This is a genomic window from Chryseobacterium sp. YIM B08800 (assembly GCF_026163565.1).
Classification (GTDB): Bacteria; Bacteroidota; Bacteroidia; order Flavobacteriales; family Weeksellaceae; genus Chryseobacterium.
In genome coordinates this window covers 20,534-40,088 of record NZ_JAPDKN010000002.1, presented here as the reverse complement: position 1 = coordinate 40,088, position 19,555 = coordinate 20,534, and the positions used below count along the sequence as shown (strand labels likewise).

Genomic DNA, 19,555 nt, shown 5'->3' with positions numbered 1-19,555 from the left:
TGTCATATTTATTTAATAAGTATTGCTCTATAAATAGCAAAAACCCGCTTCAAATGAGGCGGGTTTTTGTGAAATCTATAATTTATCTCTTATGCGGGAATTTCTCCTCTGTATAAGAATGAAATAATTTCTTTGTTCATCTTGTCTACCATTTCACTGAAAAGGTGGAAAGATTCTTGCTTGTAAATTACCAAAGGATCTTTCTGTTCGTAAACAGCTCCTTGAGAAGATCTTCTCAAATCATCCATTTCACGAAGGTGAAGTTTCCAGTTTTCATCAATGATTGATAAAGTGATATTCTTTTCAAAATCATTAATTAAGCTGTCGCAATTTGTATCGTGAGCCTCTTTAAGATCTGTAACGATGGTTAAAGTTTTTACACCGTCAGTGAAAGGAACCTGAATCATTTTAAACATCGAACCTTGGTTTTGATATACATTCTCAATGATCGGGAACGATTTTTCTTTCAGTAAGTTCAGTTTCATATTATAATCATCCTGAGCTGCTTTGAATAGAATATTGGTAAGTTCTGGAATTTGTTTTGATTTAAAATCATTTTCAGAAACCGGAGATTCCATAGTGAAGTTTTTAATCACTTCAAATTCAAAATCTTTGTAGTTTCCAGTTGCTTTAGCTTTGCTTACAATAGAGTTTGAAACATCAAAGATCATATTTGTAATGTCATACTTCAGGTGATCTCCGAATAGAGCGTTCTTTCTTCTTTTGTAGATTACATCACGTTGCTTATTCATTACGTCATCATACTCCAAAAGTCTCTTTCTTGTTCCGAAGTTGTTTTCTTCTACCTTTTTCTGAGCTCTTTCGATAGATTTACTGATCATAGAATGCTGAATTACTTCACCTTCTTTATGACCCATTCTGTCCATCATTTTAGCGATTCTCTCAGAACCGAACAAACGCATCAAGTTGTCTTCCAAGGAAACATAGAATTGCGAACTTCCCGGATCTCCTTGTCTTCCTGCTCTACCTCTCAACTGTCTGTCAACACGTCTAGAATCGTGTCTTTCTGTTCCGATAATTGCTAAACCACCCGCTTCTTTTACTTCTTTAGAAAGCTTAATGTCGGTACCACGACCTGCCATGTTGGTTGCAATTGTTACAACTCCTGGCTGACCAGCTCCGGCAACGATTTCTGCTTCTTTTTTGTGAAGTTTCGCATTCAACACCTGGTGTTGAATTTTTCTAAGCTGAAGTGCTTTTGAAAGTAATTGTGAAATTTCAACAGAAGTTGTACCTACCAATACCGGTCTTCCAGCTGAAGTAAGGTTTTCAATTTCTTCAATTACTGCATTATATTTTTCTCTGTTGGTTTTGAAAACCAAATCTTGTTTGTCGTGTCTCTGGATCGGACGGTTAGTAGGAATTACCACCACGTCTAATTTATAAATCTGCCAAAGTTCTCCAGCTTCAGTTTCTGCCGTACCTGTCATCCCCGCAAGTTTGTTGTACATACGGAAATAGTTCTGAAGGGTAACCGTTGCAAAAGTCTGAGTAGCTGCTTCGATTTTTACACTTTCTTTAGCTTCAATCGCTTGGTGAAGACCGTCTGAATAACGTCTTCCTTCCATAATACGACCGGTCTGCTCGTCAACGATTTTTACTTCTCCGTCAATTACCACATATTCATCATCTTTTTCGAATAATGTATAGGCTTTCAATAATTGACTCATTGTGTGAACTCGCTCAGATTTTTCAGCAAAATCACTGAAAAGCTTTTCTTTAGCTTCAAATTCTTCTTCTTTAGATAAATTTTTAGCTTCTACTTCAGCGATTTCAGTTCCGATATCCGGAAGAACGAAAAAGTTGGCATCAGAATTTCCTTGAGACATGTATTCAACACCTTTGTCTGTCAAATCAACCTGATTGTTTTTTTCCTCAATGACGAAGTATAAATCTTTATCTACAATCGGCATGTCACGGTTGTTATCCTGCATATATTGCGCTTCAGTTTTTTGAAGCAATGCACGGTTTCCGCTTTCCGATAAGAATTTAATTAATTGTCTGTTTTTAGGAAGACCTCTGTAAGCCTGAAGTAATTTGAATCCTCCTTCTTTAGTATTTCCTGCAGCGATTAATTTTTTAGCTTCATTAAAAATTGCAGAAACAGTTTTTTTCTGTACTTCAACGATTCTGTCGATAGAAGGTTTTAAAAGATCAAATTCTTGTCTGTCTCCTTGAGGAACCGGACCAGAAATAATCAATGGTGTTCTTGCATCATCTACCAATACCGAGTCAACCTCATCCACGATTGCGAAGTTTAGTTCTCTCTGTACCAGTTCTGTAGGTGAAGTCACCATGTTGTCTCTCAGGTAATCGAAACCAAATTCGTTATTGGTTCCGTAAGTAATATCTGAGTTATATGCTTTTCTTCTTCCGTCTGAGTTCGGTTGGTGATTATCGATACAGTCGATAGACATTCCGTGGAATTGGTACAATGGTCCCATCCAAGCCGAGTCTCTTTTTGCAAGATAATCATTCACGGTTACAACGTGAACTCCTCTTTCAGGAAGTGCATTTAAGTAAATTGGAAGCGTTCCCACCAAAGTTTTACCTTCACCGGTTGCCATCTCAGCGATTTTTCCGCTGTGAAGAATTACACCTCCGATGAATTGTACATCATAGTGTACCATGTCCCAAACAACAGGTGTTCCAGCTGCATTCCATGAGTTTTTCCAAACTGCCTGATTTCCCTGAATCTCAACAAAATCTTTTCCGGCAGCGGCCAATTCTCTGTCCCAATCTGTTGCGGTTACACGAATTTCTCCGTTCTGAGCCCATCTTCTTGATGTTTCTTTAATCAAGGCGAAAGCTTCAGGAAGAACCTGTAAAAGTACTTTTTCTTCAATTTCGTAAGAATCTTTTTTCAAAGCTTCTATTTTAGAAAAAAGTGCTTCTTTCTCATCAACATTGGTAGAGTTTTTTATCTGCTCTTTAATTTGTTCTATCTGCGCTGTGATACTTGCTGTCGCTTCTTTTATTTTAGATTTAAACTCGGCAGTTTTCTCTCTCAAGCCATCATCAGATAATTCTCCGATGTTTGGCTCAACAGCTTTGATTTTTGTTACAACTTTTTTTACTTCCTTTAGGTCCTGCGCTTTTTTGTCTCCCAAAAACCCTTTAAGAACTTTATTTAAAAAACTCATAGAATTTGATTTAAGCTCAAAGCTTATTGCTTTAAGCATATTAAAATTACACGCTTTGGTGTGTATTATATATTTAAAAAAGCTTTAAGTATACCACCTAAAGCTTAAATGCTTTTCATTAATATTCGTCTTCGTTCCAAAGATAATCTTCATCTGTTGGATAGTCGCTCCAAATTTCGTCGATAGCATCATAAATTTCTCCTTCATCTTCGATTGCCTGAAGGTTTTCTACCACTTCCATTGGTGCACCAGTTCTGATTGCATAGTCGATAAGTTCTGCTTTTGTCATCGGCCAAGGTGCGTCGCTTAAATATGAAGCTAATTCTAATGTCCAGTACATAATTTATTATTTTTTGCAAAAGTATAAAAATAGCTTATATTATAAACTTTTTTTATGACTTGATTTTCAATTCTTTTGTTAATTTTTGTCTATAATTTACTGCAAGTGCTTTTATGATTGCAATTGCGGTAGATTGATGTCATTTTCTCAAAAACCATTCCACAAATTTTTTTGTGCCATTTTGGAAGTTTGTGGTGGGATTATAGTCAATAAGATTTTTAGCTTTTGTAATGTCTGCACTAGTTTTCTGCACGTCACCCGGTTGTAATGGCAGTATTTTTTTGATGGCAGTTTTATTGAGATTTTTTTCAATTTCTGACAACATTTCAGATAAAGTGACAACTTCATTCTCACCTAAGTTAATGATTTCATAGATATTTGAATTTTTCTCAAGGTAATTGACTGATTTTAAGATGCCATCAATAATATCATCAATGTAAGTATAGTCTCTGGCTGTGTTTCCATCGCCGTAGAAAGGGAGTTCTTTATTCTCGGAAATGAGTTTTGTGAATTTGTGAATTGCCAAATCAGGTCTTTGTCTTGGTCCGTAAACCGTAAAAAACCTAAGCTGAATCATATCTATTCCATATAAACTATGATAAACATGTCCTAAAACTTCTCCGCTTTTTTTGGTCGCAGCATACGGTGAAATGGGCTTATCTACATTATCAGTTTCAGAGAATGGAGTTTTCTCATTGTTTCCATAAACACTTGATGATGAGGCGCAAATAAACTTTCTAATATTGAATTGATTACACAATTCCCAAAGATTCATTGTTCCGCGAACGTTTACTTCTTCGTATTCTAAAGGTCTTTCAATGGATGGCCGTACTCCCGCAAGAGCGGCTAAATGAATGACCAAATCAATTTGGTGTTTTTGAAATATTTTCTTTAAACCATTTTGATCTCTGATATCCTGAAAATATAAAGTGTAATGTTCTGATTTTGAAATAGAAATTAAATTTTGAATGTCATTTTCTTTTTCGGAAAATTTAAAATCAATGTTTTTTTCAAGGGAAGCTAAAGTATTTTTAATTTTTATCTTATAATCATAAAAATCATCAAAATTGTCAATGTTTATGACAGAATGTCCTTCTTTCAATAATTTTTCTATTAAATGAGAACCAATAAATCCGCTGCCTCCTGTTACGAGATAAATCATTTGCTAAGTTTCTTTTACAAATATATCTATAAACTAAAAAAGAACCTCAATAAAAAACTGAGATTCTTTTTTTAGTTTAAACTTTTTTATTACTTAATCACTACTTTCTGCGATAGAGAGGCCCCGCTTTCTTCTACATTTAAAATGTAAACGCCTTTTGGTAATTCAGAAACATTTATTTCTGTTTTTACCGTTTTATTAATAAGTAATCTTCCCGTTTGATCGAAAACTTTTACTTTTTTGTCGGAATTTTTATTTGAACTGATGAAAATTTTACCATCTGTAACATAAGTAGGATAAATTTTAAAATCTTTTTTACTGTTTTCGGCAGTCACCAAAGTAGTTGCAGTTCCTGTTAGTTTGATGTCATCAACCCTGATACCCACATTAGAGTCTATAACGTTGGTTAATCTGATTCTCAAATTAGATGTTGCGGGGATCGTTCCAGTAGGACTTATCAGAATCCAGCTAGAAGTTCCGGTTCCTGTAGGTCTTGTGTAGTTTAGTGGCGCCCAAGTTGTACCATCTTCGCTTACCTCGATTGTAAGTTCGTTGCTTGAAGCGTTTGTGCTTTTATAATGACCAAGTGTCATTGCAATAGCGCTGTAGTTTGTGGTATTAATTCCTTCGATAATCAATGTCTTTGCAGGATTTCCTGATATTGCGGTAACAGCTCCTAAAAATACACATCCATTTCCGCTAGATCCGGTATAGCCTTCTGATGGAGTAGAGTTTCTTACATCTGCTGTTCCGGAATAAACAATCGGACTACTGTTTTGATATCCCGAATAAGCTGTTAACAAGGTCGTTGCTGTCGGATTTCCAAAATTTTCTGAATAAATAGTAGTTTGTGCAAAAAGCAGAGATGTCAATAGAATAGACAAAATAGAGTAGAATTTTTTCATTTTTTTATGTTTTTTAATTATTAGTTAAATTATGAATTAGTTTTCAAATACATGAAAAAAAGTTTACATTTATATCTTAAATATTAAAATTTTTAAAATGCAGTTTTCGGGACAAATATTGAAAATGACAAGTTTCAATGATCAACCTATCCAATACTATCTCAATCTTTCAGGGGATCTTATTCATATGAATGAGCTGTTTGGAAAAGAATTAACGATAAAACATACAGGTTTTCAATGTGTGAATTGCGGACTAAATAAAACAATTTACAGAATGGGATTTTGCAAAAGCTGCTTTTTCGAAAGTCCTTATGCAAGTGATACCATCATTCGTCCGGAGCTTTCTACAGCGCATTTAGGAATTGGCGAAAGAGATTTAGAAATAGAAAAACAAATCCAATTGCAGCCACATACCGTATATTTAGCTTATACAGGAGATGTAAAAGTGGGGGTGACAAGAAATACACAGATCCCGACACGATGGATTGATCAGGGTGCAACATTTGCTCTGCCCATTGCGAGAACAGAAAACCGTTACGAAGCCGGAATGATAGAAGTTGCCCTGAAAGAACATCTTCCCGATAAAACCAACTGGAGAAAAATGCTGCAGGATGATTTTGAAGACGAAATAGATTTGGCAGATTTTCAGCAGAAAATAAAAGAATATTTTCCTGAAGATTTCCAAAAATTTTATTCTGAAGGTGAAGAGATGTGGAAATTTGATTACCCGTTTTCAAAACCTGAAAAAGTAACTTCATTTACTTTAGATAAAAAACCTGAATTTACTGCGGTATTAAACGGTATTAAAGGTCAGTATTTAAGCTTTGAAGGCGGAAATTTCATGAATGTAAGAGGACATGAAGGATATGTAATAGAAATAACGATTTAGCATTGATATATTAAAGTAATCTTCAAATTTTAACCAACTTTATCTCTTGGTATGGTTTTAGGATTTGGTATATTTATGTGAAAATCAATTTATAATGCATAATATTTACTTTCTTAAAAACATACTAAGATGAAAAAAAAATGGGTTAAAAAGCTTTTGATAGGTCTGGGAATTGTTTTCGGGCTCGTTCTGATTGCCAATTTTGGACTTAATATCTGGTTGAAAACCCAGCTTCCTGATTATATCAAAAAAAATACGGCTTACAAGGTTTCTTACAAATCGCTGGATGTAGATTTGGGAACCGGAAATATTTTTGCAACCGGAATTACCGTCAACAATAAAAATCCGAAAAATACTAATGTTATTGGACTTCAGGGAACAATTGATACTTTAAAAATCAGTCGTTTCGGAATATATGATGCGCTGTTTAATAAAACGATAAGCTCTTCAGATTTACTGCTTTCGAAACCGAATCTTAATATTGTTTTAGCAAAACCGGTCGATAAAAAGACGGGAAAAAAAAGAAATCCTGTTAATTTTGAAAACATTAGAATTAATAAAGGAACAATCAATGTTTTTAAATACACCAAACAGAAATTTGTAAGTGTTGATCAGCTTGATTTGTATGTAGAAAATCTTCAGATGACTGAAGAATCAGTAGAGAATAAACTTCCTATAGTCTTTGATAGTTACAGTATTCGTGGGAAAGATTTTTTCTTTCAGCCGGACGATATTTATACTTTAAAAATTGATAAAATTGCTACTGCAAACGGGCAAATGTCGGTTGAAAACCTTCAATTGATGCCGATTATTTCATTTGAACAGTTTAAAAAAGCTTATCCTAAAAAAACGCAAATGTTTCAGTTCAGTATTCCTAAAATGAATTTTAAGGATATTGTTTTGAAAAAAAATAAAGTTTCATTAGCAAATGCAGATTTTCAAAATCCTTTTATAAAAGTTTATAAAACAGGAGTTTCTGCTGTTAAAAAAGCTGAAAAAAAACGAAATTTCGAGCTTAATTTAGATGATATTCAATTGAATCATGCTAAAATTCAGGTTGTAAAAGCTGATGAGTCTGATTTGTTTTTTGCTGACGATTTAAACGTTAATATCAATAAATTAGAGCTTACCAAAGAAAGTTCGAAAGAAGTGATTCCCGTACTTTACAAAGATTTTAAAATTGCAGGAAAAGGAATTCATTACAATGATCAGCAAAATATTTCTGTTGAAAGTTTTAATTTAAATCCAAAAAGCGGGCAAATTCGAAATATTGTTGCGCAACACACCAATTCACCCAAAATGGGCATGGATTTTAAAACAAATCTCGTTCAGTTTGCCATCAATGACTTCAAATTTGTTGATAGGAAATTAAATCTAGACGTTAAAGATATTTTGGTTGATGGAATTAACGGTAAAATTACTGCAGGAAATGCTGTTCCGAAGAAAAAAACAGCGATCACAGGAATTCAGTTTCCGATCGTGGTAAGAAAAATTTCAGTTAAAAATTCAAATATTACTTACGAAAGCAAAAATCAGCCTTTAACTTTTAACGATCTCAATGCAACTGTTAATCAGCTTGAGTTGGTAGAAAATGCCACCAAAAACGGAATGGCAGTGAAGGTAAAAGACTATGCGCTTTCAACTAAAAATTTTGTGTACAAAACAAAGTTCTATAAAATGAATGTTGCTGCTTTAGCTATAAATAAAAATAAAATTGAAGTCAATCAATTTGCGATGACTCCTTTGGTTTCCAGAGCCCAATTTATCAGAATGATTCCTGTGGAAAGTGATTTGTATGACATCAAAGTAAATACTATTTCGGCACAGGGAAATTGGGATTTGTTTTCTGAAAATAAATTTATCAATGCGACAAATGTTATTGTGAATTCTGCAAATGCCAATATTTTCAGAAGTAAAATTCCGGCAGATGATCCGAAAATAAAACCTTTGTACTCAAGAATGTTGAGATCGATTAAAATTCCGATGTATATCAGTAATTTAAATCTTAAAAATTCGATTTTAGAATACGAAGAAGATACCCCAAAAAGTAGCGGACCGGGAAAACTGACATTCAGTAATTTTAATATGAATGTAAAAAACCTGAATTCTGCTAAAATGAAAGGAAGACCGACTAACGTACAAATCAAGATCGACTGTATGTTTATGAAGTCTTCACCACTCTCTGTGAATTGGGGCTTCAATACGGCTGATCAAGGAGATCGTTTTACAATTGCAGGTAATTTAGATAATATTCCGGCGACAGCTTTAAACTCATTTATCGTGCCTTATTTAAGTGTTTCGGCAACAGGAACGATTCAGCAGATGCTTTTTAATTTTAAAGGAAATCCAAAAGGAATTGGAGGGACATTTAATATTAAACATAAAGACCTTAAAATTTCTATTTTAGACAAAAAAAGTAAACAAAAGAAAGGCTTCTTGAGTGCTGTTGCGAATGTTTTTATTAAAACAGACTCCGATAAACTTCCCGAATCTGTAATTGTAGAAGGAGTAGAAAGAGATCCTACAAAATCGTTTTTCAATATGTTCTGGAGGGGTGTTGAAGATGGTTTAAAGAAAACGCTGATCGGAATAAATATTGACAAAACTAAAAAAACCGTTGAAGGAGCTGTCAATACCGTGAAAGATGTGAAGAGTGGCGTAAAAGACGTTAAAAATTCTGTGAAACAGGCGAAAGAAGATATTTCCAGGGAGCTTGCTTCACCTAAAACCAATACGCCCAAAGAGGAAAAAAAACCTGAAAAACCGAAAGAAAAGAAAGGGTTATTCAAAAAAATATTTAAGAAAAAAGAAACTCCCGAAACTGAATAATTTCGGGAGTTTTATATATTGATTGAGTTTGATTTAATATTCGTCGCTCTCCTGAATCGGTATAGCACGAAGAAAGGTGTCAAATTCCTCGCCGGGATAATTACTTTCCGCACCATAAGAATCTATGATAATTCCCAGATTTTGCTCATTATCCTGCAATACGTATAAAGCAACATTGTCATCAGGATTACTATCTCCTTCGAAACGATAAGTTTTCAGAATTGATAATTCTTCAGGAAGATAATTTTTTTCAGAATTGTCATATTTCATTTGGCATTGCTCATTCATTCTGAATTCTTTGTGAATTCCCCTTTTTCTCAAAGTTTCCATAACCTGACTCAGCGTTGTCATTTGGTCATTGTTTTCTGATTTTTCCATAATAATATTTTAGTTAATTACTACAATTATTAAACCATAATTGCACAGGTTTATTTTAATTCAGCTTTAACAAAAATCCTTTAGACATTAACAAAATTTGTTGTTTCATAAATATAAAAAGGTACACTATTTGATATAACACAATACAAAATCGTAAAAAACATGAAAAAAGAAGTAGGAGTTTTACTGGCAGGAGGAGTAGGTCTTTTGGCAGTATTAAGTTTTTTAAGCGTAAAGAAAATTTTAGGTAAAAAACATAAAAAGTATAACGAGTACTATTCGGATCATCACAGACATTTTGATAAAAAAAATGTTGAAGATGACCATGGTATTGAATTTTACGCATTCAAATAAGGTAAGAAGTAGTAAATAGATATAGATTTTTTTAAAATCCGGCATCCAATTTTATTGGTGTTGGATTTTTTTTGTGGAAAACTTTAATGTTAAAATTTATTATTTTCGAATGAAAGGTTTATAATTTTACATCAGAAATGCAGAACGAAAATATCATAAAAGGACAAGGAGCTCAGCGAAATGTAATCAACCGTTTCGACAGATTTACTTTTGAGCCTGAAGATGAAGATTTCGAACTCACAAAAACTTCTTTCACTGAAGTGTTCCCCAAAACCATTGTCAATCAGGTGAAAAGCGAAGATTTACCAATGGAATATTCCATGAATCCTTATCAGGGTTGTGAGCATGGATGCTCTTATTGTTTTGCAAGACCAACACACGAATATTGGGGTTACAGCGCCGGAATTGATTTTGAAAGAAAGATCATGGTCAAGAAAAATGCTCCGGAATTACTTGAAAAATTTTTCAAAAAAAGAGGTTATAAACCCGCACCGATTTTGCTCTCAGGAAATACTGATTGCTACCAACCTGCCGAAAGACAATTTGAAGTCACCCGACAACTTCTGCAAGTTTGTCTTTATTACAGACATCCCGTAAATGTTTTGACAAAAAATGCATTGGTTCTTCGTGATTTGGATATTCTTAAACCGATGGCTGAACAAAATTTGGTTTCTGTGTCGCTGAGCATTCCTACAATTAACGAAGATTTGCGCAGGAAAATGGAACCCAGAACAAGCACAGCAAACAATAAACTGAAAGCAATAGAAATACTTTCTGAAAATAAAATTCCTGTTAATGTCATGGTTGCACCCATTATTCCGGGGCTGAATAGTGATGAACCTTTGAATATTTTAAAAGCTATTTCAGATGCAGGAGCGCATAGTTTCGGCTATACTTTGGTAAGATTAAATGATACGGTAGAGCCTGTTTTTATAAAATGGATTGAAGATGCTTTTCCTGACAGAGCACAGAAAGTTTTAAACTTAATCCGTTCTATGCGTGGCGGAAATTTAGGAGAAAAAAGATATTTTGAAAGACAAAAAGGCAGCGGAAATATTGCAGAAATGATTCATAATACTTTCAAAATTGGAAGAAAAAAGTTTTTCAACGGGAAAGAATTTCCGAAACTTTCTACCGAAGGTTTTACAGGAACTAAAGAACAGCAACTGAGATTGTTTTAATTTTATTTAAATCAAAAAGCTACTAATAACAGAAATATTAATTGAGAAGGATTTTTTGTCACGCAAAGATTTTATTTTTTAAACTTATTATTTTAAGGAGCAAAGAATGGCGACAAAGTCGCTGATAAAGCTTGAATATAACGAACGCTTCATAAAAATCAATTTTTTGATTTCATCTTTGTTCCCTTAAAAATAAGATTCTAAAAAAAATAAGCTTTGCGTTAAATATAAAATATTTACAATAAGTATTTATGTATTTCTTAAGCTGGACAGAGATTAATGTTGTTTTATTTATCCAATTAATTCTTTTGCCTGCGTTAATGCAGCTTCAGTAATTTTACTTCCGGAAAGAAGTTGTGCGATTTCGTTCAGTTTTTCTTCATCGTTGAGCGGAATAATCGTTGACTGAGTTTTTCCGTTAATATCCTGTTTTACAACTTTGTAATTGTCATTTCCTTTTGCAGCAACCTGTGCTAAATGAGAAATAACGATCAGCTGCATATCTTCAGACATTTCGCGCATCAGATTTCCGATTTCTTCGGCAACTTTTCCAGAAACTCCGGTGTCGATTTCGTCTAAAATCAAAGTTGGAAGCTCGTCGCTTTCGGCAATGATTTTTTTCACAGCAAGCATTACACGCGATCTTTCACCACCTGAAATCGCGGTCTGAATAGGTTTTAAAGGAAACCCTGAATTTGCCTGAAATAATAATTGAATATTTTCTTTTCCGAACTGGTTGTATTCTGAAGCGTCGCTGATTTCAATATCAACTTTTGCTTTTTCAAGTCCGAGTTTTTTAAGTAAACCTTCTGCTTTTTTAATGAAAACAGGAATACTTTTTTTTCTGTTTTTTGAAAGTTTCTGGCTTAAAGCTTCCAGAGATTTTTCTTTTTTAGAAATATTTTCAAGAATTTGTGCGATGTATGCTTCAATTTCTGCCGTTCCTTTTTGTTCGCCAGAAAGCTGATCTCTGATTTCTTTTAAATCTTCAATATCAGAAACATTATGCTTTAGAAAAAGGGTGTTTATTTTATTGTTGAATTCTAAAAGCTGGGCTAAAGTTTCAGGATTAATTTCAATTCTGTCAGCTTCGTCTTCCAATTCCGAAAGAATATCCTTGATTTCTACAAAAGAAGTTTCAAATCTTTCGTTAAGCTCTGCAAAATTGGTTGATACTTCTGCAATTTTAGAAAGTTTAGATTTTGCTTCATTAAAAAAAGAAAGAATTCCTATTTCTTCCTGATGAAATCTGGATAAAAGTTGTCCTAAATTTTCTGAAATCATTCCTGCATTTTCCTGCATAGAAAGCTGATTTTGCAGGTCCGGATAATTTACATCATCCATTTTCATATCTTCCAGCTCGCTCAAAAGAAACTGCTTGTAATCGCTTTCTTTAGTATTTTCTGAAAGCTGAGTCTGAAACTTTTTAAGCTGAGTTTTTAAAGTCTGGAATTCGTAAAAATCCTGCTGATAATTCTCAATCAGGGTTTTGTTATCCGAAAGTCCGTCGATTATTTTAAACTGATATTCTGACGTAAAAAGATTTGAGGTTTCAAACTGAGAATGAATGTCGATTAACTGAGAAGTCAGCTCTTTCAAGACATCCAAAGTTACCGGAACATCATTGATAAACGCTCTGGATTTTCCTGAAGGCAAAATTTCTCGTCTGATAATGGTCTGATGCTCATAATCGAGATCATTTTCAATAAAGAATTTTTTAAACTGATTATTCAGTTCAAATTCTGTCTCAACGATACTTTTTTCCTCGGCTTTTGAAATTGATTTTATATCTGCTCTTTCGCCCAAAACCAATCGAAGAGCACCGAGAATAATCGATTTACCCGCACCTGTTTCACCTGTAATTACTTGTAAACCATTTTTTAAAGACACTTCGAGAGCATCAATAAGGGCGAAATTTTTAATGTAAATTCTTGAAAGCATAGATTTCAGAAGCAGATTACGTTTGTTAATGCAAATATAAAATTTACAAATCAGAATTCAAGAATTATGCCTGTTACTTCCACTTATTCCATTTGGATTCTGTGTTCTTTGGAGAGAAAATAATCATCTGCTGCTTCAATGTACCAATGTTTACAGATCCGTTATTTCCTGAATTGAAAATGTTGAATATTTCATCCGCTTTATTATCCATAAAAAGATTGAAGAAATAATTCTGCTGGAAAGAGTTTTCGTATGTTTTAAGCTGCATTAAAGCATCAAAAATAATCTTTTTAGACTGAGTTTGATCCTGATTAAATAATCCGTCTAAACCAGCTCTGTGATAAGTGTAAATAGTAGAACGCAATTGGCTCATATTCGGATTAAGAATCTCACCAATTAAAATAGAACGGCTTTTCGGCTCATTAATCTGGTTCCAGCCTTCATAATTTCTGTTTTGAGAATTCTGGGCAATCTGTTGTGCCTTCGAAAACCACTGAGTTCCGCCCATCGACTGAAAACTATCGGCATCGTAACCCAAAATAAGATACACATAAAAGCTGATGACATCAATTAAGTTTTTTCCAGAAAACTGTCTTTCGTTGAAGATAAGATTTTCGTTTTCAGCATATTCGAAACCAAATCTGGTATCCTGAAGATTTAAAAGTGGAGATTCGTATGAGCTGCTAAATACAGGACGAACTGCCTGAACAACTAAAACTCCTTTAAATCTGTTTCCATCTCTTTCACTAAGAACAATCGAGAAGTTTGATTTTATTTTTTCAAAATTCTGAAGTCTTTTTCCTGTCCAGCTCGTATTGTTGATGAAATCTCTGAGGCTTTTCTCTAATGCTTTGTAAGCCTGCGTGTTACTTCCTCCCAATTGCTGAGAGTTGACGCTAACTGTAGCCAGAAGTTCCTGAGAGAAACCAAAATTGAATACAATCAGAAAAAAGAGTATGATTATTTTTTTCATTTGACAAATTAAAAATTGAAAACGGAAATTTATAACATTTATTTTAAAAACTGAGCTTCAATACAATCGAGAATATCTTTGGCGACATTTTCTTTTGATTTTAAATCAAATTCCATTTTCTCAGTTTTTGTAAATATTTTTATTTTGTTGGTATCATTTTTAAAGCCGGCACCTTCATCACGAAGCGAGTTCAGAACAATCATATCCAGATTTTTCTTTGCCAGTTTTCCTTTTGCATTTTCTTCTTCATTCTGAGTTTCTAAAGCAAATCCCACCAAAAATTGATGCGCTTTTTTATCACCCATCGTTTTCAAAATATCCGGATTTTTGATGAGTTCTATTGAAAAAGTATCTTCGTTTTTTTTTATTTTTTCTGAAGCTACGACTTTGGGAGCGTAGTCTGCAACGGCGGCACTTGCAATCCCGATATCGATGCTTTGGTAATATTCGAAAACTTTATCGAGCATTTCTTTTGCTGATGTAACTCGGTGTAAATCGATATTTTGATGTTTAGGTTTCAAAGAACTTGGTCCTGAAATCAAAATCACTTTTGCCCCTCTTTTTGCAGCTTCTTCAGCCAAAGAAAACCCCATTTTTCCTGAAGAATGATTCCCTATAAAACGAACAGGATCAATGGCTTCGTAAGTTGGTCCGGCTGTAATTAAAACTGTTTTTCCTTCTAAAGATTTTTTTTGATCAGAATTAAAAAACGCTTCAATAGTTTTAACAATCGTTTCCGGTTCTGCCATTCTTCCCTGACCAACTAAACCACTTGCCAATTCTCCGCTTTCGGCAGGAATTACGGTGTGACCAAATTCTTCGGCAAGTTTCAGATTGTTTTTGGTTGAAGGATGTTGATACATATCCAAATCCATCGCTGGAGCAATGAAAACTGGGCATTTTGCCGACATATACGTTGCAATCAACAAATTATCACAAATCCCGTGAATCATTTTTGCCAAAGTATTTGCTGTACAAGGCGCAACAATCATTAGATCTGCCCAAAGTGCCATTTCAACATGACTGTTCCAGGTTCCGTTGTCGCTATAAAACTCTGTATAAACAGGATTTTTTGAAAGTGTAGAAAGACTCAGTTTGGTCACAAAATGTTCGGCATCAGGAGACATAATTACCTGAACTTCGGCACCTTTTTTCACCAAATCTCTAATGAGAAAATGAATTTTGTAGGCGGCTATTCCACCAGAAACGGCAATGAGGATCTTTTTCCCGGAAATACTCATGTAAATTTTTTTAAAGCACTAATTTACTTCTTTTTTTCAAGAACCTCTTGGTCTTAATTGTTTAGATTTTATCTGTAATTAAGATTTCAAAAAGAATGGATAGGTACAACAACAAAAATCATAGAAGAAATGAATCTTCTATGACCTTAGATTTTATAAAAATAAAATTTTATTATTTTCTGTCTTCAGTTTTTCTGAAATACACATCACCTTCCAACCATTCTTGGATTGCGATAGATGTAGGTTTTGGAAGCTTTTCGTAATGTTTTGAAATTTCGATTTGCTCTCTGTTTTCAAAAACTTCTTCCAAAGTAGAGTTGTGAACAGCAAATTCGTCTAATTTATTGTGTAATTCAGTACGGATTTCTGCATTGATCTGCTCTGCTCTTTTCCCCATGATCACAATAGCTTCATAGATTGAACCTACTTTGTCTTCAATCTTATCTTTATCGTAAGTAATAGTATTTACTTCTGCTTTTGTATCTTTTACGCTCATTTTGAGAAAATTATTTTATTTATAAGGTGGCAAATTTACGAATTATCTTTGGATTTTGAAAGTCGCCGCAGGAGGAGGTGTTTGTAACGCTGCACTGTCCCTCTGAATCTGCATTGCTTTCTTCTCATTAGCGATTTGTTCTTTTATTTGCTGCTCTGTTTTATTCTGCTCTGCAAGCTTATCAGCAATCTTTTTCTGTTTGGCGGTAAGTACTGCAATTTTTTCGTCTAATTGTTTTTTAGCTACAACAAAATCTTTCTTTTCTTTTTCAAGTTTTTGTCTTAAATCAAGAGCTGTTTTAGAATATTCTGTATCGGGAAGTTCTTTTTCAACCTGTCTTGTAAAAGCCAATGCGCTTTCGATACGCTCACCTTTTAAGTCATAGTTTGAACCTACAGCCAAAGAATAACGCGACTTCATCATATAATCATAGATTTTTGGACGAAGCTTTGTGCTTGGAAAATCATCCAAAACGTTTTCAAAAGTAGTAACTGCTGCTTTGTAATCTGCCATTCTGTAATATTGCTTGGCATTTTCGTAAGCTTTGAATTCTAATTTATAAGAAAGCTCATCAATCATTGTATTGATGTTTTTTGATCTTTCCGAATTAGGGTATGCATTCAAAAACTCCTGAAGCTCATTAATCGCCAATTCTGTACTCGACTGATCTAAGTTATAATCCATAGAACCGTTGTAGTAACACAATGCAGACATATAAGCCGCTTCTTCTTTTCTGTTATCCTGAGGGAAACTTACCGAAAAGTTTTTAAACTGGTTTCCGGCCAGTCTGTAGTTTTTATCGTAATAATTGGCATACGCAGAATTGAAAACCACGTTTGGTGCATCATCTGTACCTGCAACCAAATTGGGAAGTCTGTCGTAAAGTGCCAATGCATTTTTCCACTTCTTTTTAGCAAAATTTTCGTTTGCAGCTTTAAGAATAAAGTTTTTGTCTGCACTTCTCAACGCTTTTTCTTGCTGACTTTTGCACGATGCCAAAACAGCAATGGCGAAAATACCTAAAATATACTTTTTCATATAAAATGTAACAGTTTTCGGGTTTACCGACCTATTAATTTGCAAAAATATAACTTTTTTGCTAAAAGATTTTTTTTTATGATTATTTAACGTAAATTTAGTCTGCTGCGTATCCCAAAACAGCAAAAACATTCATTAAGAGATTCATTCTCACCTTTTTTTCGGCTTCTTTGGTGTAAGATTCGTCATCTTTGTGAGGAACATACAGCTCATAGAAATTTTTGTTTCTGATGACAAATAAGGTAGAACCCAGTATTGTAGTTAAGATATCCTCAGGTTTTGGCGTAAATGTAAAAGCTCCCGAAGTGACTCCTTTTTTGATAACTTCATCTAATTTTCTTACAAAAAGCTGATAGAAATCAAGCAGTTCATCTTTGAGATTCTCTGTATGACGAAGTTCCTGAGTGACAAAGCCATGAAAATAATTGTATCTGAAAAGCTGGCTGACAATATATTTAATCATTTCTTTCATCTGCATTTCGGGTCTGCCATCTTTTATGGTGTCTGCAAATTCAGAAAAATTTTCTCTTGTTTTTAATACTCTATACTGATAAAGATAAGACATCATCTTCTCTTTAGAGCCGAAATAATAAGAAATCATTGCTACATTGATATTGGCTTTTGTACAAATATCTCGTACAGATGTTCCCTCATATCCTTTCTTGGCGATGAGTTCTTCGGCAATATCAAGAATGTGAATTTGCTTCTCAGAAAACTTTTTTCCCATGACTAGGTTTTTAGTAAAGTTAAGACTTTTTAACATATCTGTAAACAGATGTTTAATAATTTTCAGTCTTAAGGTAATTGTAGTATTTTTGAATATGGATTTTTTTGATTTTCATCATCATAAAAAAAATATAAGCAAAGGGATTTATAATCTTGGATATGGCGAAACTCCACCAGAATTTCAATATTCAATAGGAATTCATCCTCAAGATATTCAATGGGAAAATATTGAAAGCCAATTCAATTGGTTAAATTCTACTATTACTGAAAATTGTTTTGCAATTGGTGAATGTGGACTTGATGGATTGATTTCTATGGAACAAAAAATACAGGAACAGGTTTTCAAAAAACAAATCGCAATTTCTAATGAGTTTAAAAAACCTTTAATCATTCATTGTATAAGAAAATTCTACGAAGTGATTTCTTTCAGGAAAATGGCAGATCAACCGATGATTATTCACGGGTTTAATAAAAAGCAGAGTATTGCAGATGATTTGCTTAAAAATAAATTTTATTTGAGTTTTGGAAAAGCTGTTTTGTATAATCTATCTTTGCAGAATGTTTTAAAGAGAACTCCTTTAGAAAAAATATTTTTGGAAACTGATAATGAAGATTTTAATATCGAAGAATTATATATAAAAGTTTCAGAATTAAAAAGGATTTCTTTAGAAAGACTTAACGAACAAATTTCAGAAAATTTAGAAACAATTCAGCATGGATAAAGTTTGGCTTGAAAGAACAGAATTATTGATAAAAGAAGCAGGTGTTGAAAAATTAAACAAAGCCACTGTTCTGGTTGTAGGTTTAGGCGGAGTAGGTTCTTTTGCTGCTGAGTTTTTAGCGAGAGCCGGAGTAGGAAAAATGACGATTGTAGATGGTGACACTGTAGATATTACGAATATTAATAGGCAACTTCCCGCTTTGCATTCTACCGTTGGAAAGCATAAAGTAGATGTTGTTGCAGAGAGATTGATGGATATAAACCCAAATCTTGAATTGGTGAAGATCAATGAATTTTTGAGTCCGGAAAGAATGGCGGAAATTCTTGACGGTGAAAATTTTGATTACATATTAGACTGCATCGATAGTATAAGTCCGAAAACGTCATTGATTATTGCTGCAAGACGCAGAAAAATAAAAATCGTAAGTTCAATGGGGGCAGGTGGAAAATCTGACCCTTCTAAAGTTATCGTTCGTGATATCAGTAAAACGCAACATTGCCATCTTGCAAGACAAATTAGAAAAAGGCTAAAAAAAGAAAAAATAGATAAAGGAATTCGTTGTGTTTTTTCGGATGAAATTCAGGATGAAGAAAGCTTAAAAATGACCGACGGAAGCAATTTTAAAAGGTCTTTTTATGGAACTATAAGTTTCCTTCCTGCTATTTTCGGATTGTATGCCGCTGCAGAAGTTATCAATCATCTAGTGAAGAAAGATTAATGTCTGATTTTAAATATCCAAAACAAGAAAAACTCAAAAAAGAGAATGAAATCACTTTACTTTTTGCAAAAGGTAAGTGGCGAAGTTGTGGAAATTTGCGCATTATCATTCTTAAAAATCATCCGGATCTACAAAATGAAAATGTAAAATTAGGAGTTTCGGTTTCTAAAAGATATTTTAAAAAAGCGGTGCATAGAAACCGTGTGAAAAGACTTTTGAGAGAGTGTTACCGTTTAAATAAAGATCTTTTTAAAACGAGTTTTGGTGATAGGACAATTGCGATGTTGTTTTGGGTTTCAAATGAGTTGCCTAAAAAGTTTCAGGATATGGAGGCAGAGTTTATTAAATTATGTCAGTCTCAGAAAAAATCATAAAAAGATTGAAATTTATTAGTTATAAAAGGTTGCGCTCCTACGGAGCGCAATTTTCGTTTCTTATATTCTTCTACAAAGTTTCGGCTCCGAAGGAGCCGAAACTAATCATTCTAAAAATCATACT

The 19,555-nt window shown here is 33.6% G+C and carries 18 protein-coding genes; 7 read left to right on the top strand and 11 right to left on the bottom strand.

What is annotated here, in order from left to right; all coding sequences use genetic code 11:
• Positions 1-89 precede the first annotated feature (89 nt).
• From secA to OEW74_RS00475, 4 genes are all read right to left on the bottom strand, one after another.
• A complete protein-coding gene (secA, locus tag OEW74_RS00490) occupies positions 90-3,164 on the bottom strand; it encodes a preprotein translocase subunit SecA (protein WP_265426616.1) in 3,075 nt (1,024 codons plus the stop codon).
• Between the two features lie 118 nt (positions 3,165-3,282).
• Positions 3,283-3,504, bottom strand: a complete 222-nt coding sequence (locus tag OEW74_RS00485; protein WP_027382805.1) for a DUF2795 domain-containing protein — start codon at positions 3,502-3,504, stop codon at positions 3,283-3,285.
• Between the two features lie 139 nt (positions 3,505-3,643).
• On the bottom strand, positions 3,644-4,666 hold the full coding sequence (locus tag OEW74_RS00480) for a GDP-mannose 4,6-dehydratase (protein ID WP_265426615.1): 1,023 nt from the start codon (positions 4,664-4,666) through the stop codon (positions 3,644-3,646).
• A gap of 89 nt (positions 4,667-4,755) precedes the next feature.
• Positions 4,756-5,571, bottom strand: a complete 816-nt coding sequence (locus OEW74_RS00475; RefSeq protein WP_265426614.1) for a T9SS type A sorting domain-containing protein — start codon at positions 5,569-5,571, stop codon at positions 4,756-4,758.
• A gap of 97 nt (positions 5,572-5,668) precedes the next feature.
• On the opposite strand from OEW74_RS00475, the gene OEW74_RS00470 reads away from it, so the two are divergent.
• On the top strand, positions 5,669-6,460 hold the full coding sequence (locus OEW74_RS00470) for a DUF2797 domain-containing protein (RefSeq protein WP_265426613.1): 792 nt from the start codon (positions 5,669-5,671) through the stop codon (positions 6,458-6,460).
• 129 nt (positions 6,461-6,589) lie between these two features.
• Positions 6,590-9,289 (top strand): hypothetical protein, encoded by a 2,700-nt coding sequence (locus OEW74_RS00465; RefSeq protein WP_265426612.1) that lies wholly within the window; start codon positions 6,590-6,592, stop codon positions 9,287-9,289.
• Positions 9,290-9,322: 33 nt separating this feature from the next.
• Here OEW74_RS00465 and OEW74_RS00460 read toward each other — a convergent pair whose 3' ends face one another.
• Positions 9,323-9,667 (bottom strand): hypothetical protein, encoded by a 345-nt coding sequence (locus OEW74_RS00460; RefSeq protein WP_265426611.1) that lies wholly within the window; start codon positions 9,665-9,667, stop codon positions 9,323-9,325.
• Between the two features lie 162 nt (positions 9,668-9,829).
• Here OEW74_RS00460 and OEW74_RS00455 point away from each other — a divergent pair, with 162 nt between their 5' ends.
• Complete coding sequence (locus tag OEW74_RS00455) at positions 9,830-10,021, top strand: hypothetical protein (RefSeq protein ID WP_265426610.1); 192 nt, start codon at positions 9,830-9,832, stop codon at positions 10,019-10,021.
• A gap of 137 nt (positions 10,022-10,158) precedes the next feature.
• Positions 10,159-11,202: a PA0069 family radical SAM protein gene (locus OEW74_RS00450; protein ID WP_265426609.1), complete on the top strand. Its 1,044-nt coding sequence runs from the start codon at positions 10,159-10,161 to the stop codon at positions 11,200-11,202.
• Positions 11,203-11,493: 291 nt separating this feature from the next.
• On the opposite strand, the gene OEW74_RS00445 is transcribed toward OEW74_RS00450, so the two are convergent.
• The 6 genes from OEW74_RS00445 to OEW74_RS00420 all read right to left on the bottom strand — a co-directional run bounded on the left by OEW74_RS00445 (position 11,494) and on the right by OEW74_RS00420 (position 17,618).
• The gene (locus OEW74_RS00445; RefSeq protein ID WP_265426608.1) at positions 11,494-13,143 is read right to left on the bottom strand and encodes a DNA repair protein RecN; all 1,650 of its coding nucleotides are present in this window, start codon (positions 13,141-13,143) and stop codon (positions 11,494-11,496) included.
• A gap of 73 nt (positions 13,144-13,216) precedes the next feature.
• Entirely contained in the window at positions 13,217-14,116 is a 900-nt protein-coding gene (locus OEW74_RS00440) for a DUF4835 family protein (RefSeq protein ID WP_265426607.1), read from the bottom strand.
• 38 nt (positions 14,117-14,154) lie between these two features.
• Complete coding sequence (coaBC, locus tag OEW74_RS00435) at positions 14,155-15,357, bottom strand: bifunctional phosphopantothenoylcysteine decarboxylase/phosphopantothenate--cysteine ligase CoaBC (protein WP_265426606.1); 1,203 nt, start codon at positions 15,355-15,357, stop codon at positions 14,155-14,157.
• 172 nt (positions 15,358-15,529) lie between these two features.
• Positions 15,530-15,853 carry a DNA-directed RNA polymerase subunit omega gene (locus OEW74_RS00430; RefSeq protein WP_265426605.1) on the bottom strand — a complete coding sequence of 108 codons (324 nt, stop codon included), beginning with the start codon at positions 15,851-15,853 and terminating at the stop codon, positions 15,530-15,532.
• Between the two features lie 42 nt (positions 15,854-15,895).
• Entirely contained in the window at positions 15,896-16,891 is a 996-nt protein-coding gene (locus tag OEW74_RS00425; RefSeq protein ID WP_265426604.1) for an outer membrane protein assembly factor BamD, read from the bottom strand.
• 97 nt (positions 16,892-16,988) lie between these two features.
• Positions 16,989-17,618 (bottom strand): TetR/AcrR family transcriptional regulator, encoded by a 630-nt coding sequence (locus OEW74_RS00420; protein WP_265426603.1) that lies wholly within the window; start codon positions 17,616-17,618, stop codon positions 16,989-16,991.
• Positions 17,619-17,712: 94 nt separating this feature from the next.
• On the opposite strand from OEW74_RS00420, the gene OEW74_RS00415 reads away from it, so the two are divergent.
• From OEW74_RS00415 to rnpA, 3 genes are read left to right on the top strand one after another with little or no spacing between them, the layout of a single operon-like run.
• On the top strand, positions 17,713-18,339 hold the full coding sequence (locus OEW74_RS00415; RefSeq protein WP_265426602.1) for a TatD family hydrolase: 627 nt from the start codon (positions 17,713-17,715) through the stop codon (positions 18,337-18,339).
• Positions 18,332-19,057 carry a tRNA threonylcarbamoyladenosine dehydratase gene (locus OEW74_RS00410; RefSeq protein WP_265426601.1) on the top strand — a complete coding sequence of 242 codons (726 nt, stop codon included), beginning with the start codon at positions 18,332-18,334 and terminating at the stop codon, positions 19,055-19,057. Before OEW74_RS00415 ends, OEW74_RS00410 begins: the two co-directional genes overlap by 8 nt.
• A complete protein-coding gene (gene rnpA / locus OEW74_RS00405; protein WP_265426600.1) occupies positions 19,057-19,431 on the top strand; it encodes a ribonuclease P protein component in 375 nt (124 codons plus the stop codon). Before OEW74_RS00410 ends, rnpA begins: the two co-directional genes overlap by 1 nt.
• The last annotated feature ends 124 nt before the right edge of the window (positions 19,432-19,555 follow it).

Excerpts from the sequence above, each read along its gene's own strand:
- secA (WP_265426616.1), bottom strand. The coding sequence starts at position 3,164 with ATGAGTTTTTTAAATAAAGTTCTTAAAGGGTTTTTGGGAGACAAAAAA.
- OEW74_RS00485 (WP_027382805.1), bottom strand. The coding sequence starts at position 3,504 with ATGTACTGGACATTAGAATTAGCTTCATATTTAAGCGACGCACCTTGG.
- OEW74_RS00480 (WP_265426615.1), bottom strand. The coding sequence starts at position 4,666 with ATGATTTATCTCGTAACAGGAGGCAGCGGATTTATTGGTTCTCATTTA.
- OEW74_RS00475 (WP_265426614.1), bottom strand. The coding sequence starts at position 5,571 with ATGAAAAAATTCTACTCTATTTTGTCTATTCTATTGACATCTCTGCTT.
- OEW74_RS00470 (WP_265426613.1), top strand. The coding sequence starts at position 5,669 with ATGCAGTTTTCGGGACAAATATTGAAAATGACAAGTTTCAATGATCAA.
- OEW74_RS00465 (WP_265426612.1), top strand. The coding sequence starts at position 6,590 with ATGAAAAAAAAATGGGTTAAAAAGCTTTTGATAGGTCTGGGAATTGTT.
- OEW74_RS00460 (WP_265426611.1), bottom strand. The coding sequence starts at position 9,667 with ATGGAAAAATCAGAAAACAATGACCAAATGACAACGCTGAGTCAGGTT.
- OEW74_RS00455 (WP_265426610.1), top strand. The coding sequence starts at position 9,830 with ATGAAAAAAGAAGTAGGAGTTTTACTGGCAGGAGGAGTAGGTCTTTTG.
- OEW74_RS00450 (WP_265426609.1), top strand. The coding sequence starts at position 10,159 with ATGCAGAACGAAAATATCATAAAAGGACAAGGAGCTCAGCGAAATGTA.
- OEW74_RS00445 (WP_265426608.1), bottom strand. The coding sequence starts at position 13,143 with ATGCTTTCAAGAATTTACATTAAAAATTTCGCCCTTATTGATGCTCTC.
- OEW74_RS00440 (WP_265426607.1), bottom strand. The coding sequence starts at position 14,116 with ATGAAAAAAATAATCATACTCTTTTTTCTGATTGTATTCAATTTTGGT.
- coaBC (WP_265426606.1), bottom strand. The coding sequence starts at position 15,357 with ATGAGTATTTCCGGGAAAAAGATCCTCATTGCCGTTTCTGGTGGAATA.
- OEW74_RS00430 (WP_265426605.1), bottom strand. The coding sequence starts at position 15,853 with ATGAGCGTAAAAGATACAAAAGCAGAAGTAAATACTATTACTTACGAT.
- OEW74_RS00425 (WP_265426604.1), bottom strand. The coding sequence starts at position 16,891 with ATGAAAAAGTATATTTTAGGTATTTTCGCCATTGCTGTTTTGGCATCG.
- OEW74_RS00420 (WP_265426603.1), bottom strand. The coding sequence starts at position 17,618 with ATGGGAAAAAAGTTTTCTGAGAAGCAAATTCACATTCTTGATATTGCC.
- OEW74_RS00415 (WP_265426602.1), top strand. The coding sequence starts at position 17,713 with ATGGATTTTTTTGATTTTCATCATCATAAAAAAAATATAAGCAAAGGG.
- OEW74_RS00410 (WP_265426601.1), top strand. The coding sequence starts at position 18,332 with ATGGATAAAGTTTGGCTTGAAAGAACAGAATTATTGATAAAAGAAGCA.
- rnpA (WP_265426600.1), top strand. The coding sequence starts at position 19,057 with ATGTCTGATTTTAAATATCCAAAACAAGAAAAACTCAAAAAAGAGAAT.